The following is a 17703-nucleotide window of genomic DNA, read 5'->3' as shown; positions in this document are numbered from 1 at the left end:
CGATGCCGGTGCGGCGGAACACTTTCCGTGAGGGGTTCGAGTGAACGATGCCTCGTCGGTGTTCGGTGGCGTCACAACGAAGGAGAAGTGAGTGGTCGCGGCGCAGGAAACCAGTCTGCAGCGGATCCTCGAGGGGAGCTCGCAGTACCTTGTCCCGCTGTATCAGCGACCATACGGCTGGGGCGACGAGCAGCTGCGGGAGCTGTGGAGCGACGTAATCCAGCTCGCCGAAGATCGTACAGAGGAGCCGGAGACGACCCACTTCATCGGGTCTGTGGTCTTGGCCCCGACGCCGGCGGGTGTCGCAGGCGCGGTCACCCGCTTTCTCGTCGTCGACGGTCAGCAGCGACTCACAACCTTGACTCTGCTGCTCGCGGCGATCCGCGACTACCTGCGGACAGTCGACGGTTCCGCGAGCCGCGACACCGACCGCATCCACAACCAGCTACTGACAAATCAGTATCACGACGACCCGGATCGCCTGAAACTGCTTCCGACACAGGTAGACCGACCGGCCTACACGGCCGTCATTGATGGTAGCGCTACCGATGACGACGGCAATATCGGCAGTGCGTATCGCTTCTTCCGCAGTCGCCTTGACGAACTATCAGCGGCCGACGCCAAGCCTTTTGGGCTTTCGCAGGTCGTCCAAGCTGTGGTCTCGGGACTGTCGGTGGTGTCGATCAGTGCGCACCCCGGTGATAACGTCCACCGAATCTTTCAATCCCTCAATAACACTGGTCTGAAACTTACGCAGGGCGACCTCCTGCGTAACTACCTGTTCATGCGGCTGCCGCATCGCAGTGAAGAGGTCTACCGCACCCACTGGTTGCCGTTGCAGGCCTCGTTGGACAACGAACGCATCGAGACACTGTTCTGGCTCGATCTGCTGCACAAGCGTCCCAGCGTTAAGCAGAGCCAGACTTTCGCCGCGCAGCAGGCCAGACTCGAGAAGCTGACCTCGGAAGAACAAATCGTCGCCGAGATCGAACGGATCGCCCGGCTCGGCCGCCTGTATCGGCTGATGAGCGAGCCAGAAGGCGAGCCCGACCCCGAGGTTCGCGTGCGGCTTACCCGCCTCGCCGAGTGGGATTCCACCGCGCCTGCACCGTTGGTTCTGCACCTGCTGCTGCTACGCGACCGCGGCGAAGCCTCGAGCGAGCAGGTTGCGCGAGCTCTGCTGTACATCGAATCGTTGCTGGTGCGGCGATTCCTTGTCGGTCGCGTATCTCAGGGTTTGAATCGCCTGTTCGCGGAAGCCACGCAGCAACTCGACACCGCGCTGCCGGTGGACACCGCGCTGCGTGTCCACTTCTCGGCTGGTCGTAAGCATTATGCGACCGATAAGCAGCTGACCGAGGCGATCGTGACCGTGCCGCTCTACCTGAACGGACGTAGCGCGCATCGCAAGATTCTGATGACCTGGATCGAGGAATTGTTTCTCTCGAGAGAAACCGTCCAACCGGAATCGTTGTCGATCGAACATGTAATGCCGCAAAGTCTTTCAGCGCAGTGGCGCGCTGAGCTGAGCGCCGAGTACGGAGAGGACGAGGTCGACGTTCTGCACGAGCGGTACCTCCACACTCTCGGCAACCTCACTCTGACCGGTTACAACGAATCGCTGAGTAACCACGAGTTCGCCCTCAAGCGTGAGACCCTGCGCGCCAGCAGTATCCGCATGAACCAAGACATCGCCGCGCATGAATCGTGGGGCCCGAGCCAAATCGAGAAGCGAGGCCTGGCGTTGTCCGAGCGGATCATCGAATTCTGGCCGGGACCGGCCGACGAATCAGCCTTTCCCGACAACCCTACCTGGGCTGCCATGCACCAATTGCTGACGGTGTTGCCCGCCGGCCGTTGGACGACCTATGGCGACCTCGGCAACCTTCTGGGCACCGCAGCCCACCGCGTCGGCACCCGGCTGCGGTCGCACCCAGCGCCCAATGCTCACCGCGTTCTCGACGCACACGGCATGATTTCCTATGGGCCCGGCGACATCCCTGAGAACCCGCGCCAACTACTCGAAAGCGAAGGAATCAGTTTCTCTGCGACCGGCAGAGCCGCCTCAGCCCAACGTCTTTCCTCCGACGAGCTCGGACAACTGCAGATGGCCGCGCAGAACCTTGCCTCAGATCTGGTGCATTGACGGCGAAATGGACGGATGCGGTCACGATTGTTCCTGCCCACCGGGTGCCGGATCATCGTCGATGAACCGCTCGAGTGCTTCCGCCGCATCTCGGGTCAGCGGGTCATCGATCCCGCGCAGGACCAGCAGATCCTCGTATAGCTCGCTCAACGTGGTGTGCGCCTCCACGCGATGACCGATGAGGGCCAGCAACCGCCCGAGAGCCAGCCTCAACTCGAGCGCCATTTCGCTGCCGTCGCTCTGTGTGGCGCGTACGTCGTCCAGCACCGAGCGCATCCCGGACAGCGCTTCGGTGAGTTCGCCGAGCTCGATGCGGCAGTCCGCGGCGAACTTGCGACATTGGATTGTCAGGTCGTCGGCGAACCCCTTCACACGGGCGGATGCCGCGGCAAGAACGTCGAATTCCGCTCTTGCCTTTCGGAATTCCCCACCGAGGAAGCGCGCGAGCGCGATATCGAACCGTAGTTCCAGTACCCGCGGGCTATCGGTGCCGAGGGCGCGGCCCGCCGGCTCGAGGATGCTACTGAGGACATCAGCTGCCTGCAGTGTGCGGCCCGCGGCGAGCAAGTCGCGGTACTCGGCCAGCTTATGTTCCAGCCGTTGTTCGAGCACCGCATCGCTGATCGGAGCGGTGGCGGGCAACGCTCCCTGGAACCGAGTGGTGGGCGTTACCTGCTCCGGACGCAGAGGTCCGTTGGGGCGTCGGAAAATCGCGGTCGGGTCGGGCATGCCGGACAGATGCCCAGCGCTCGGTCTGGCAGTCGACCCCGGCGGGGGCAGTAACGGAAGCAGTCGCTCGTAGACATCCGCGGCGTCACCTGGTCGCAATTCGGGCTCCTTGGCCAGCAGGTCCAAGACCAGCCGGTCCAATTCGGCAGGTACCTCGGCACGCAGTTCGCCGGGCGGAACGGGCGGGGTGGCAGCGTGATGGTGCATCACGATCGGGGCCGCGCCGTCGAACACCGGGTAGCCGCACAACATTTCGTAGAAGATGCAGCCCAGTGCATACAGGTCGGTGCGTGGCGTTGCCTTGGCGCCGATGGCCTGTTCCGGCGACATATATGCCACCGAACCGAGAATCGCACCCGTCATGGTCAGCCTCGGGGCGCGGGCCGTGAGCAGCGCGGCGATGCCGAAGTCGATGATCTTCACTGTGCCGCTGGGCGTTACGAGGATATTGTCGGGTTTGAGGTCGCGGTGGACAACCGGCAGCGCGTGCGCGTACGAGAGTGCGGTGGCGATTTGCGCGGTCACCGCGACTGCCCATTCGACCGGCAGCGGGGCGCCGGGGTTGAGATAGTGCCGCAATGTGTTGGCGCCCTCGACGAGTTCCATCACGAGGTACACCTCGCTCAGATCCGCGTCGAGGACCGCGTCGTACACCTGGGGCACGCCATGGTGTCGGATCTGCGCGGTGATCCGAGCTTCACGACGAAACCGTTCGGCGAACTCGGCGGCATCGGTCTGCGAGTGGATCTGGGTGAATCGGATCATCTTCACCGCGATCTCACGGTCGAGCACGGTGTCGTACCCGCGCCAGACCGACCCCATCCCGCCGAACCCGATCTCTTCGATCAGGTCGTACCGCTTACCGATGCGCCGAGCCGGCACCGTCTACCCCCTGCCATCCCTCAATACCCATGTACCGCCGCTCTACATCTCGGGCAGTCCATGCCGCCGCCCCAGCAGCCGGAACGCCGCGGTGCGGGCCTGCCGATCCAGGTCCTTCTTGAACTCGTTGTCCCGAGCGAAGTACCGCTCGCCCAGATCGTTGAGCGTATCGAAGTGTTCGACCATCTTCTCGGCGAACACTTTGTCGAAGACGACGCCGAAGTCGTCGACATTCTTGTTCGCCAGGCGCGCCTGCGCCACCTGCGGTTCATCCATGGCGGCGTTGAACGGCACAGCGAGGTGCTCCTCGGAGAACTCGGTGCCGAACCGTTCGTTGAACCGCTCGACCAGCTCAGACAACAGCGACTTCTCGGGCTCCTTGGCCGACCCGGTGCCGTCACCGAACCCCCGCAATTCCTGTGAGCCTTCAGGAGCGAGTCCGAGATCGTGTTCCCCGGTCTGCTCGAGCCGGAGGTGGCTCAAGTCGACCTCGCCGATGTCGATGCCGCCATCAGCGCGTCGCGGCAACCGATTCAGCAGGTGGCGCCCGTACAGGTGCAGCAGTTCGAGATCAGGGTCTTGATAGGGCACGATCTGTGCGAGGAACCCGTACTTGCGGACGTAGTCATTGAGGTCGGCGCGGAATGACTCGGCGAGCGCGACATCGTCTTCCTCCTCGCTGTTGAGAAACACGCTGAACCGGTCGACAGCCGGTGCCAGGTGCCGATACAGCTCGGCATGCAGTTTGGCCCACTTCGACGCCGATCCGGCCGCCTTCTGCTCGGCGTCGAGATAGGCCTCGGCGAAATCCTTCATCTCCTGCGTGATCAGGATCGGCGCGGCCAGCGCCCGGTCGCGTGCGACGTACAGCAGGTTCGGGTCGGTCGGCAGGGTGAACGCGTCCTCGTAGTAGGGCGCGAACGATTCCTTGATCTTCTCGGCCTCGTTGACGAAGTCGAGCACCACCAGATCCTGCTGTGATTTGCCTTCGCGGGTTCGGTTGAGCCGCGAAAGCGTCTGTACGGCGGCGATACCGGTGAGCGTCTTGTTCACATACATGGTGGTGAGCAGCGGCTCGTCGAACCCGGTCTGATATTTCTCGGCGACCACCAGGATCCGATATTCCTTCTGCCCCTTGCCGCCCACCTGGGTGGCTCGGTCATCGGCCCGCGTGTACCGGAACGCCTTGGGCAGTGCGGATTCGGCGAGCCCACCGTTCTCCGACGGCTCGGTGACTTCCTCGCCATCGACTTCCAGGCTGCCGGAGAAGGCCACCAGCACACCGATATCCGGGTACTCGAGGTCGTACTCCCGATCCTTCAGGTACTCCTTGATCGCCCGCGCCATGGCGACCGCGCTCTGCCGAGAAGCGGTCACCACCATCGACTTCGCTCGGCCACCGAGCCGCCCACGGGTGTGCGCGACGAAGTGTTCGACGATCACCTGCGCGTGCTGTTCCACCGCGTACGGATGCATGAACGCGAACCGTGCGAGCAAGCTCGAGGCTTTGGCCTCGGGTACTTCGACGTCGTCGGGATTCTGGTTCACCAACCGGTAGTAGGCCTTGTAGGTGACGTAGTTGCGCAGCGGGTCGAGGATGAACCCCTCCTCGATCGCCTGCCGCATCGAATACGTGTGGAACGGACGGTATTCGGCGCCGTCGGCGGTACCGAAGTTCTCCAGTGTCTTCGCCTTCGGCGTCGCGGTGAACGCGAAGTAGGAGATGTTGGAGGCCTTCGCCCGCGCCTCGGCTTTACGCCGCAGACGTGCGTCGATGTTCACCTCGACCGCGCCCTGTTCCTCGTCGTCCGCGTCGAGCCCCATGTCGCGCAGCGCGGTCCGTACCGCCGCCGCAGCGTCACCGGACTGCGATGAGTGCGCCTCATCGATGACGACGGCGTAGCGGCCACCAGCCAGCTTGGCCTGCTCGCGCCGCAGATAGTCCAGCAGCGCGGGGAAGGTGTGCAGGGTGACGGTGATGATCTTGCCGCTCTGCGAGCTCAATGCCCGCGCCAGTTGCTCGGACTTCGCGCCCGCCTTGTCGTCGATCTTCACCACCAGTCCGGACACCTGCTCGAACCCGCCGACGGTGTCGCGAAGCTGGGAGTCCAGGTTGCGCCGATCGGTGATGATGATGACCTTGTCGAAAACCGGTACACCCGGCTGCAATCCGGCCGCGCGCGCCTCTGCGTCGAGATTCCCCAGCCGCTCGGTGTGTAGGTCGCTGAGCCGGTGCGCGAGCCAGCCGATGGTGTTCGATTTGCCGGAGCCGGCCGAGGCCATCACGAGGTAGTCGTGCCCGGACCCGTGGGTCGCGGCGTGCGCGGTGAGTTTCTTGACCGCATCCCACTGGTGGAACCGCGGGAAGATGGTCGAGCGAGTCGCCTTTCCCGCCGGCCCCTTCTTCTCGGTTGTGTGCACGAACCGTTCCAGCAGGTCCAGCCAGTTGTCCGGCTGCCACACCTGCTCCCACAGGTACGAGGTCGCGTACTTGCCTTCCACAGTGGCCGACGGATTCCCCTTGCCGCCAGCGTTTCCCGGCCCCTCCGAACCGGTGTTGAACGGCAGGAACACCGTCTTCGCCGCCCGCAGCTGAGTCGTGACGAATACCAGATCCGGGTCGACGGCGAAATTGGCGATCACCCGATGCTTGAAGATCAGCTCGGTGGGATCCCGGTCCTCGCGATACTGCCGCTTCGCTTTCTCGACCCCCTGCCCGGTCAGCGGATTCTTCAACTCCGCCGTCGCCACCGGAATCCCGTTGAGCAGCATCGCGAGATCCAGACGGGGCCGCGAAGCGCCCGGCTTCGTGGCGTAGCGCAGTTCGCGAACGACCGTGAGCCGATTGGCTTCATAGGCGTTCAGCACGTCCTCGGACCCGACGAGGTTCGGCTTGAAGTAGGCGACCCGGATCAAAACCCCCCGATCCTTCACCCCTTCCCGAAGTATCTTCACCAGCCCCTTGGTCGCCAGCTCCTGCCCCAGCCGCTTCGCGAACCCGCGCTGCGCCTCATCCTGATCGTCGCCGTAGGTGGCGACCAGGTCGTACCACTCCGTCTGCTGAGTCCGCGAGACGAAGGTCAGCAACTCCCCGATATCCAGCCCGAGCTCCGCGTTGTACTCGTGCGGATTCCCCTCCCGCCAGCCGTTCTCCACCATCGCTGCGACGATGGCCTCCCCGAACACCTGCTCGCTGTGGACAGACATATTTAGCTCCGACTCTCCAATCATATAACCGCAGCATCTACCGTCGCGGAGTATTCTGTCGATGGTTGTCACTGCTAAGAATATTCGCCGCCCGACTCATCTTTGTAAATCTCAAGGGCCAAATCAGCGATCGATTCACCGCTTGAAAGCGTCCATCGCTTCGTGCCCTGCACTGCGACAGGAGAGTCTTGATAAGCGGCGAGCTTCCAAATCCTCTGTACAAGACCAGTTGCGGAGTACTGTTGTTCATCGTAGGCCCACAGCAAGCACTTCAGACGATCGTTCACCCAAGTTGCATATCCTCGACGATGATCCTCGGCCAACCATCCATTGACAGCGACTTGCTCCATCTCCGATTGCGGATGAAAGTGCAATTTTGTACCGTCAGCAATACCGCCCGCGTTTACCAGCAGCGGAACAGCGTTTGGTCGGCGTGGCTTCCGAGTGCGTTTAGCTTGCAATTGATAGTCGGGTGGCAACTCCGGCCGTTCTCTCCCTGCACTGATATCAGACAGGACGAGTTTGACCAGTTGACGACATCGGGTCTCGTCGATGAATGTGCTACTTAGGAAGGAATTACGTCCAAATTCACTATCGAGATGATAGATCAGCCACGATGCAGCCGCCGAGACAAAATGAGGCACCTGCTCCAGCGTTGTAGCCCAGTCCACCTCCGGATCGTCCAATTCGTCCAGGTCGATCTGCTGGAAGACCAGATGGCATATCAACATTTCGCCTCGGCGAGTGATGTCGGCACCTCTACCATTCAAAGTGCTCCGCACCCGCGCCAGAGCGTCACCCACGGAACGATAGAGCTGAACTGACCGCCATATCCGATACGCACTCGGAGCTTCGCCAAAGAGCCTCGAATAGGCGCCACGACTCCCCCGTTCCCACAGCAGGTTCGTGTCTCTGGATGCACGCACCGCCAACTCGGGCGAATGATGCGCGCACGCCAGCGCAACTGCGGCTTGGCTGATCGAGCAACCGGTATCCGGCGCCGGATCCGGCTCACCACGCTTGTACACGTAGGTCATACCGAGAGATAACAAGAAGTCCTCGCGGATTTCTGACTGGGCCGGGTCGAGTGCAACGAAATCTTGCGCTGACACGTCGTTTTGCGTATTGGTAGTTTCAGTGATTCGTGTTGCGTAACGCAAGCCTTGCTCATCAAGCGAGAATACGCGCACGGTAACGTCGGCATCCTCAGCCTTATCAGGAAACTGGGTCATAGCTTCATGAATGGAGGTCACTGTCTGTGCACCATTGACCACACTAACACCATGCAGCTGCAACTCGACGGGTTCATCAGGCTTACGCCGCCCAGGCCAAAAGGGTTCAATTCCGGTGCAAATGACCGTAATTCCATTGTTGAAGTACCAGAAATTCTCTGGTTCGCTCCGTAACGTCTCTTTGATCCCCGCGTTTATTCGTGTCGGCCCCAGCGAGTAGCGAACGTTCTGCTCGAAAAGTCTATCCGCATGTTCTTCGTACCATTTGGAAATCTCGGCAACGGAGACCGTTCCCTGCCACGCCTCGAAGGGTGTGTCGCGCCGAATCCAATTTCGCATTCTGGCCGTTACTGCTATCGATTCAGGGGCAACGTCTCGACGCAACTTCTGATGAAAATCTCCACTGCCTGATATCTGATAACTCAACAAGGGGCCATTGGCGTTCGCGTCAGCACGGAGTCGCTCCAACACCTCAATTGACGCGTCGGACAGAACGTTCGGCCCCATCAACGCGACTACCATAGTAATCTGCAGCGAGGGATTCCCGAGAGCGGCGTCCAGCCTGCCCCGCAGTGGCGATATTCGGTCATTAAAAGGAGCGAAATTGCGATCCGCTATCAATCGAACACCATCGGCAAAAGAAAGCGCCTCAGCCTTTGACAGCTTGGCCTTACCGGAGTCGCTCCATTTCGCCTGAACCAGCCAAACATCACGCAGGCTGTCGCCGACAGCGATCGCATCAATGCCCTGGTCGCGATCTCCATCGATGACAGCTTTCCCTGCGGTTGCGTGATCGCATCCAGTCGCCATTCGAACGGCCTCGGCCGCCAACCCTCGCGACAAGAAGCGCTGCTCCCGGCCAACCGCGTCGTATCCTCGCAGGTCTTGGTCGTAGATTAGACCGTCGTAGTTGCCTAGTATCGCCGTACGAACGTGCTGAACTTGCAACGGTCGCGCCGACGTTTCCTGCTGCGCCATCCCTACCCCTGGATCAATCGAGGCCATGAAACTGACTGTCTAGCTTGACCTTACAGATACCATCTGGCGCGGCGCCAAGCCTTTCCCGTCTCGGTTCAAGGGCAGCGCAGCGGGCGGACCACAGTTTAGAGTGAAGTCGATGAACGACCGGTGGCAGTCGCGACATCGAGCTGACCGGTGACGGCCGAGGTTATGAGGGACTGACGACGCTCCTCAATTAGAGCCAATTGACGCTCAATCGCTCTTCCAATTTCGAACAGATGTTTTCGGTTTGCCGTCATTTTCTCAACGAATCGCTCCTGCGCGTGGAGATCGGCGATCGGAATCTTCCAAGCCTTCACCTGGTCGAATCGAATATTTGCCATCGATTGCGAGGCTCCGTTAGATGACGCAGCGCTCATCGCGCGGACCCTGCTTCCAGCCGCAACTTCAGCTACAAATTCGGGCAGAAATTTGGAATCGAGCCGGACACGGAAGATCTTGTCAGGCAAAAGCAGTCGACTTCTAACGTCGCCAACAACAGCGGCAGATCCAACCAGCTCCGGCGTATTAGCACGGACGATTAGCAGGTCGCCTTTTCTAACTTCACTGGAGCGATTAGGTGAAATATCCGGCGGAAGACGCTTGTTCTGCGTCGGGTCGAACACGCACGGACGGAGGCAGCTAACCTTTAGCACACCCCATTCGTCGTCGCTAGCGGGAACCGCGTCGCATTGCGGGCTAACACCCTGGTCGACAGACCAGATATGCCGACGAAGTTGCACCGCTCCGCCTGAATCAAACAAACGATCAATTGCCGCATCCCGATGCGCCATCTCGCGTTCATGAAGCTTGGCCAGCACCCGTGACTGCAGGTGGGAGATCCGGTCGATTCGGGAGGTTTCGGCGTCGAGGAATTCGGCGATGCGGCGCTGCTCCTCAATATTAGGCAGCGGAATACGAAGTTGCTCGATATCAGGCATGTAGATCGTCTTATGCGTCGATCCCATGGCGATGCGCTTCAGATCCGGCGCCATACCGCGAAGTGCATGAAGCAGATACCTTGGCTCCAACCGTGGGCCGCAAGTCCAAGTTGCAAAGTCCTGACTGGTAGCCATCATTGACCCCATGATTGCCGAGAACCCAACGGACGCGGTTCGCGACAGGATCACGGTACCAGCAGGATGGATGGCCGCTGATGAGTTTGCTAACCCGAGCGCGCTGATCATCTCTTTGGTCTCGGTTATGACGTCGACTGCGCCGTTGCGGAGTTGCCATACATCGGCCAACGTAATCCAAGGGATGTCGCAGTTCTCCCAGTACTCAGCAACCTTCCGACTCGGAGTATGTCCGGATCCCAAACGCGCAACGAGCCGAATGGGGACAGTAGGCCACTGCGATGTTGCGAGCCAAGGAGCGATGCTTGCCCTGCTCATCGTGTCACCTCACCCAACAGCGCCTGAATTTCCGACTCGAGCACCTTCAATTCATCATCAATTTCCGCAAGCGGCCTCGGCGGGGTATATACGTAGAAGTGCCGCGTGAAAGGGATCTCGTAGCCCACTTTGGTTTTGGCATGGTCGATCCAAGCATCGGGCACGTGCGGCAGGACCTCGCAGCTCAGGTACTCATCAACGTCCTCGGTCAACGGAACGTTCTCGTAATCGCGCAACTCGGGGTCCGGTTCGGGCGCTCCCTTCACCAACTGAACCTCACCCTCCGCATCGCGCATACCGACGGCTTCCCGGAAGGCTTTGGCGAAAGGTGCACCGCTGGGCCACGTTTCACCCGCACCGACCACAGCATCGCGCATGGCGGACACAGCCTCAGCCTTCGTCTTCCACGAAGCCCCGACCAACGGCGCGAGCAGAACCCGGAACGCATTGGACTCGCCGTAATGCTTGCGAACCGGTCCCGACGAGGCCAGCTTCTCCAAACCCTCACCGGTGAGTTCGAACCGCAGCTTCAGCGGTCGCTCCACGGTGATCCGCCGGTATCCGAAGTCCTCGTTGCTGAACACCTTCACCTTGCCGTGCAACGGATGCGCCGGGTCCTTCGCGACCGTCAGCGCATCCCCATACAACCGGGTGATCTCCTGAATCTGCTCATCGCTGATCTGCTTACGCTTGTCCCCCAGCGACTTGCGCATCTTCACCCAGTGGTCCCGCGCATCCAGCAGCACCACCTTGCCCAGATGGTCGGTCTTCTTGCGGTTGGTGAGAATCCAGAAGTAGGTGGAGATGCCGGTGTTGTAGAACAGCTGATCCGGCAGCGCGACAACGGCTTCCAGCCAGTCGTTCTCGATGATCCACCGGCGGATCTCGGACTCGCCGGACCCGGCGGCGCCGGTGAACAGCGGCGAACCATTGAAGACGATGGCGATCCGGCTGCCGCCCTCGCCGAGGGCGTTCACCGGCTTCATCTTCGAGATCATGTGCTGCAGGAACAGCAGGGAGCCGTCATTGATGCGGGGCAGGCCGGCGCCGTAGCGCCCGGCGTCGCCGAGGTTGGCGGCCTCCCATTCGACGTCGTCCTTGATCTTCTTCCACTCCACGCCGAACGGCGGGTTGGCGAGCATGTAGTCGAACTTGGTCTTCGGGTGACCGTCGTTGTCGTCGAGGGAGTTGCCGAGCACGATGTTCTCGGAGTCCTCGCCCTTGATCATGAGGTCGGAGCGGCAGATCGCCCACGATTCCGGGTTCAGTTCCTGCCCGTACAGGTCCACCGTCGCCTGCGGATTCAAAGCGGTGATGTGGGCTTCCGCGGAGCTGAGCATGCCGCCGGTGCCGCAGGCCGGGTCGAGTACCCGACGGACCACGCCAGGCACACCGAGCAGTTCGGCGTCGGGCGCGATCAGCAGGTTCACCATCAGTTCGATGACTTCGCGCGGGGTGAAGTGTTCACCGGCGGTCTCGTTGGACTGTTCGGAGAAACGCCGGATCAGTTCCTCGAACACGTAACCCATCTGATGGTTCGACACCACTTCCGGGCGCAGGTCCAGGTCCGCGAACTTACCGACCACCTGGTACAGCAGACCCGCCGCGTCGAGTTTGCGGATCTGCTGGGCGAATTCGTACTTCTCCAGCACCTCACGGGCGTTCTCGGAGAAGGCGCCGATGTAGGTGATCAGGTTCTTCGAGGCGTAGGTCGGGTCGGCGGCGATCTTCTTCAGGGTGAGATCGCTGGTGTTGTAGAACACCGCGCCGGCCGCCATGGTCAGGAACTTGTTGACATCGAGGTCTTTCCCCGCCAGCGACTCGGCCTTGGTGACGACCGCGTCCCGGGTGGGCGCCAGCACGCACTCCAGGCGTCGTAGCACCGTGAACGGCAGGATCACCTTGCCGTAGTCGGACTGCTTGTAGTCGCCGCGCAGCAGGTCCGCGACCGACCACGCGTGGTTGGCCAGCTCGCTGTGCTTGCCGGTGTTCACTCACTGCCTCCTCGAGGATTGCCAATGTCTTCGTGTGTCGCGCTGCCCGCGGTCGGTTCGAGCGCACCGGCGACGAGACCGGTGGCCATCACCTCGGCGACCTGATCTGCTGCCTCGCCAGCCTGAGCCAATGCCGCTCGAAGCTGGTGCAGGCGGCGAAACGCTTCGCCGTAGCGCTGTTGCTGGGCCAACGGCAACAACGGTATTCGCGTTCGGTGCAGAGCGGAGTGAATCGCGGTCGTGCCAACGGCAGAGCCCTCATTGATGCCGCCGATGAATCCAGCTACGAACCACGGGTCCAGACGTCGCGGGTCCGTGCGGACGAGTTGCACGTTCGGGCCGAGTGCGATCCCTTCCTCCTCCGAGCCCCCGATCCGGAAGACTTGGCCCCGAGGACCGCGCATTGTCGGCACCAGAACGTCGCCGATCTCGACTTCGACCGCCGGGCTGTCGCGTTCCACCTTGATCTTGCCGGATGCCGGACTGCCGGTGGCGATGTCGCGGCCGGTGATGGCCAGCCGCAGATCCTCGTCGTCGGATGCGGTCGACCTCGACGGTTGCGCACGCAGGATGCGGACGGCTCCGCCCGACGCCAGATCGGACAGAGTCGCGGTCCGCCACGTCGCACCCGAGATCTGCCTAACCTGGCCGACAGCTTCGGAGGCGTCAGCGAGTTCCGCAACGGTGGCGCGCAGGCGAGACAGTGCCGTGTCGGCCTCGCCGGCAACGATTTCGGGGTCGATCGCCAACCTCACCCGCGGTCCTGGCGTGAGATCGACCTCTTCGTCGAGCAGGTCGACAACCCTGACGACGGTCGACACGTTGGGCTCTTCGGCCTGCGCTGCTCGACCTTCGACGAAGGCGGACCACACTCGCCGCACCGTCTCGGCGACCGGCGGCCAATCGACAGCGTCGCCGGCGCCGCTTTGCGCGACCTCGCCCGCGGCCGTGTCGACCAGCAGCACGCTGTCGGCCACCGCCGCGTCGGGGTCCGGCTTCTCCAGGATCCAGATCTGAGGGTTCAGTCGCGCCCACAGTAGCTGAGGCAGTCGCGGCGGCAGGGTGATGACCGCACGCAGCGCGCCCGCTCGCAACAGCGCACCGCGGATTCGCCTGCCGGATGCCTTCGACGCGACATGCGCGGGAAGAAGCAGCACGGCACGTCCGCCGGGACGAAGATGCGCGAGCGCGTGCTGGACCCAGGCGAGGTCGGAATCCATGCGCCCGGGCGTGCCATACGCCCACCGCGGGTCGTCGATATGCACTCGATCCGCGGCCCAGTCTCGAACACTCAGCGGACTGCTCAGTACCGCGTCCACTTCCAGGCCGGGGAAGGCGTCGTCGTGCAGGCTGTCGCCGGTGGCGATGTCGGCGTCGACCTCGGTTTCGGCTTGGACCACCAGACGGGCAAGGACCGCTTGGGTTTCCGAGATGTCCTGTCCGTAAAGCTCGGTGGCGCCGCGCTCCGCCGCCGCGACGAGTAGCGAACCGCCACCGCACGCGGGGTCGAGCACCCGCGCCGGCCCGGCCTGGAGCGGCTCGAGCAGTTCGGCCATGAGGGCGGCGACCAGCTCGGGAGTCCGGTAGAGGCCGACATTCTGCTCACCGCCGTGCGCGTGGTCGGCCAACGCCTGCAGTGCCGCGCGGGGCCCCTCGACCTCGGCGGCGTGGGCCAATGTTTTCAGGACGCCGGACACGGCGTCGGTTGTCGCGGGGTCCGACGACACCCAGCCGGAATCGGACGGCTTCAGCCCGGCCAGCAGGATCCGCACGTCATCGCTGGACAGCGCGGAACGCAACTCTGTCTGCAGCGAGAGAATCGGTGCGTCGGTGGCGTCTTGGCCGCGGTCGGCCAACCATGCCTGCACCGCGTTCCAGTCGAACACGGGCCGGAACTCGGTGCCGCCCACCGGCTTCGGAAAGTCGTCATGACGTTTGCGCCAGTTGCTCACGGTCGCGCGGGTCACGCCGACCAGTTTGGAGATCTCCGTGGCGGTCACGGGTGGAACCAGGTTCGACATGTCACCCCTCTCGTGTACATCACGATCCTGGTGCATGCGTGTGTGAAAATCAAGCGAAATTGCATTGCTTGACAACATTCACACTGATCCTGATGATGTGTACATCAACAAACTGGCGCGGGTCGCGCCGGCTCTCTCTGGCTCCACCCGAATCACCTATACGAAAAGGGTTCACCGCCATGACCGATCCGCTTCCCGACAGCACCCGCCTCGCCCCCTGGATCGCCGACCAGATCGACGGATCGGACCTCCCCGACGAAGTGGGACTGCTGGTATTGGCCGCCTTCGAAGGCGATCGAGCGCTCGACGACTACCTGGGCGGCGGCACGTCGGTACGGCTCGCCGAGGAACCGCCCGCCGACCGAACACCATCAGATGCTCGCGGAACTTTCCTCACTTCGGTGGAAGTTGAGGGTTTTCGGGGGATCGGACCCGCCACCACCTTGAACCTGCGGCCCGAACCGGGGCTGACAATCGTGGCCGGGCGCAACGGATCTGGAAAGTCCAGCATCTCCGAGGCGCTGGAGCTCACGCTCACCGGCAGCACCGTCCGCTGGTCCACCAAGAAATCGACCCAGTGGCGTGACCAGTGGCGCAACCTGCACCACTTCACCGCGCGCATCGCGGTGAGCATGGTGGAGGAGGACAACGATCCGGTCGTGGTGCGGCTCGACTGGTCCGACGACGAGACCGACGTGAACCAGCACACCACCCGCACCCAGCGACGCGGCGGCAAGCAGCGGATCGGTCGCGACGACCTCGGCTGGGACGCACCGCTGCAGCGATTCCGCCCGATCCTGTCCTATGACGAACTCGGCGCGATGCTCAACGGTACTCCCAGCGACCTGCACGACGCGATCTCGCGAGTCCTGGGAGTCGAACAGCTGACCGAGGCGATCAATCGAATCTCGGTGCGACACAAGGACCGCAAGGCGCCCGGCGACGACCTCGCGAAACGCCGCAAAGCCCTGGCCGAGGCGGTCGCGGAATTCGACGACGAGCGGGCCGCCGCAGTGGCGCCACTGCTGCGCAAGACCGCGCCCGACCTGGAGAAGCTGCGCGCGTCGCTGCGCGAGGCCGAAGCCGTTGCGAGCGGACCGGTTTCAGAGCTACGTGACCTCGCGAACCTGACGGCCCCGATCACCCCGGAGGGCGCCGTCGCCATCGCTACGCGGTTGCGCGACATCGACGCCGAACTGGCCGCGCTCAGTGTCGTGTCCGATGACCGCACACTGTCTACCCTGCGGTTGCTCGAACAGGCTCTGCGGGTGCACGAAGAGCACGGCGACATGGCGTGCCCGGTATGTCACGGCCGCACGCTCGACGCGACCTGGGCTCGGGAAAGCCGTGCGGCGGTGACCGCGGACCGGCAGCACCTGTCGGCACTGAACGATGCCCGAAAAGCGTTGGAACAGGCGCACTCCGAGGCCCTTCGCGCGCTGCCGCGCGTGCCCGCCATCCTCGACCACGCCCCCGTGCCGGAGCTCGAGGAGACGGTGGCAGCCGCCCGCAGCGCGTGGCAGCGGTGGGGCGCGATCACGCACGGCCCCGTTGCGCCGACGACGGCACAGCTCGCCGACCACCTGGAAACCAACGCCGCCGCACTCGGCGACGCGGTCGCCGCGCTCGACAAGGCCGCGGCGGCACGGCTGGCGGAGCGTGAGGACCGCTGGCAGCCGGTGAACGCCGAACTTCATGCCTGGTGCGCGGATTGGGAGGCGTGGCTGGGGGCCAAGCCCGTGGTCGATCAGCTCAATGAGGCCAAGAAATGGCTTCAGGACAACGATCGCCGACTGCGCAACGAACGCCTCGCGCCGATCCGCGAGGGCGTCCAGCACGCGTGGGCGACGCTGCGGCAGGAAAGTAACGTCGAGATCGGCGACCTGTGCCTGGAAGGGTCCGCGACCCGGCGCAAGCTGCGCATCGACTCGCTGGTCGACGGCGTGGCCGCGGATGGGCTCACCGTGCTGAGCCAGGGCGAACTCCACGCCCTGGCACTCGCGCTGTTCCTGCCGCGCGCCACCATGGCCGAGTCACCGTTTCGATTCCTCGTTCTCGACGACCCCGTGCAGGCCATGGACCCGGCAAAGGTGGACGGGCTCGTCACATTGCTGAGCGAGCTCGCCCAGACCCGCCAGGTCGTGGTCTTCTCCCACGACGACCGCCTGCCCGCCGCGGTGCGGCGGGGGAACTTCGCGGCCACCATCGTTGAAGTCAACCGCGGCAGGGACTCTCAGGTGTCGATCACGACGCTCACCGATCCCGCTCGAAGGTATATCGAAGACGCTTTCGGCCTGGTGCTCGAATACGAGAATGGCAAGCTCCCTGATGAGGCTATGCGCCGGACACTGCCCGGCATGCTGCGGTTCGGGGTCGAAACAGCCGCCCGCCATTCGTATTTCACGCGCAATATCAGGGCCGGACGGTCGCTTGAAACACTCGAGAACGAGTGGGGAGCAGCGGCCACCACACGAGCCAAGGTAATCCTCGGAGTGTTCGGCGAACCACGGGAACATCATGTGCTCGAACAGTGGGCGCGAGCGCAGTATCAGAAGTCCGCGCTGCACATCACAGGGCCCAGGATGCACGACGGGCTCACTTCGACCTCCGATCCACGCCAGGCGGCTAAGGACGTCCAGCGCCTGGTCGACGACATCGAAAAGGCGGGAAAGTGACCAGCCTGCTGACTCTGGCTGCTGCGCAGAGCTCCCGACAATCCCCACACAGCAATAGGATCGCGGCCTGGCTGACTCGGACCGCACTCGAGCAGATCATTGACGAACTCCTGCGCGCGAAGGGGATCAACCCGGGGAGGGCCAGCAGCCGGACCCGCCTGGCCTGCCTCGAAATCGCGTACCGCGATGAGAGCGACATCCCGTCCCGCTCTCAGTACGCGTGGACGCGGTTGTCTGAGGCGTGCCACCAGCACGCGTACCAGCTGTCCCCGACATACCAGGAAGTGCAGCACCTACTCGAGATCGTCCGCAGTCTGCAGACGAGCCGACCGCAAGTGCTGTCCGCCGAAGGTAAGGTCGCCCCCGTTGATGGGATCCGAGCATGCACCGAGCATCGATCGATCGAGCAGTAGGTTAGGACGCG

Annotated in this window: 9 protein-coding genes; 3 read left to right on the top strand and 6 right to left on the bottom strand. The window is 63.0% G+C overall.

Annotation, left to right across the window (positions count from 1 at the left end; all coding sequences use genetic code 11):
* Positions 1-91: 91 nt before the first annotated feature.
* Positions 92-2146 (top strand): GmrSD restriction endonuclease domain-containing protein, encoded by a 2055-nt coding sequence (locus ACQP06_RS25315; RefSeq protein ID WP_433666936.1) that lies wholly within the window; start codon positions 92-94, stop codon positions 2144-2146.
* 21 nt (positions 2147-2167) lie between these two features.
* On the opposite strand, the gene ACQP06_RS25310 is transcribed toward ACQP06_RS25315, so the two are convergent.
* From ACQP06_RS25310 to ACQP06_RS25285, 6 genes are all read right to left on the bottom strand, one after another.
* On the bottom strand, positions 2168-3757 hold the full coding sequence (locus ACQP06_RS25310) for a protein kinase domain-containing protein (protein WP_433666935.1): 1590 nt from the start codon (positions 3755-3757) through the stop codon (positions 2168-2170).
* A gap of 42 nt (positions 3758-3799) precedes the next feature.
* Positions 3800-7036 (bottom strand): type I restriction endonuclease subunit R, encoded by a 3237-nt coding sequence (locus tag ACQP06_RS25305; protein ID WP_433666934.1) that lies wholly within the window; start codon positions 7034-7036, stop codon positions 3800-3802.
* Between the two features lie 2 nt (positions 7037-7038).
* Positions 7039-9201, bottom strand: coding sequence for an AIPR family protein (locus ACQP06_RS25300; protein WP_433666933.1), 2163 nt, complete (start codon positions 9199-9201; stop codon positions 7039-7041).
* A gap of 98 nt (positions 9202-9299) precedes the next feature.
* A complete protein-coding gene (locus ACQP06_RS25295) occupies positions 9300-10589 on the bottom strand; it encodes a restriction endonuclease subunit S (protein WP_433666932.1) in 1290 nt (429 codons plus the stop codon).
* A complete protein-coding gene (locus ACQP06_RS25290; RefSeq protein WP_433666931.1) occupies positions 10586-12583 on the bottom strand; it encodes a type I restriction-modification system subunit M in 1998 nt (665 codons plus the stop codon). Before ACQP06_RS25290 ends, ACQP06_RS25295 begins: the two co-directional genes overlap by 4 nt.
* The gene (locus ACQP06_RS25285; RefSeq protein ID WP_433666930.1) at positions 12580-14583 is read right to left on the bottom strand and encodes an N-6 DNA methylase; all 2004 of its coding nucleotides are present in this window, start codon (positions 14581-14583) and stop codon (positions 12580-12582) included. Before ACQP06_RS25285 ends, ACQP06_RS25290 begins: the two co-directional genes overlap by 4 nt.
* 2 nt (positions 14584-14585) lie before the next feature.
* Here ACQP06_RS25285 and ACQP06_RS25280 point away from each other — a divergent pair, with 2 nt between their 5' ends.
* Both ACQP06_RS25280 and ACQP06_RS25275 read left to right on the top strand, forming a co-directional pair.
* Positions 14586-17279 (top strand): AAA family ATPase, encoded by a 2694-nt coding sequence (locus ACQP06_RS25280; RefSeq protein WP_433666929.1) that lies wholly within the window; start codon positions 14586-14588, stop codon positions 17277-17279.
* On the top strand, positions 17276-17692 hold the full coding sequence (locus ACQP06_RS25275; protein ID WP_433666928.1) for a hypothetical protein: 417 nt from the start codon (positions 17276-17278) through the stop codon (positions 17690-17692). Before ACQP06_RS25280 ends, ACQP06_RS25275 begins: the two co-directional genes overlap by 4 nt.
* Positions 17693-17703: the final 11 nt, after the last annotated feature.

This window comes from Nocardia sp. CA-136227, from assembly GCF_050955695.1.
GTDB lineage: Bacteria > Actinomycetota > Actinomycetes > Mycobacteriales > Mycobacteriaceae > Nocardia.
This window is presented reverse-complemented; position numbering and strand designations above follow the sequence as displayed.

Bases quoted from the DNA above. Each gene is read 5' to 3' on its own strand.
- ACQP06_RS25300 (WP_433666933.1), bottom strand. From the start codon at position 9,201: ATGGCCTCGATTGATCCAGGGGTAGGGATGGCGCAGCAGGAAACGTCG.
- ACQP06_RS25295 (WP_433666932.1), bottom strand. From the start codon at position 10,589: ATGAGCAGGGCAAGCATCGCTCCTTGGCTCGCAACATCGCAGTGGCCT.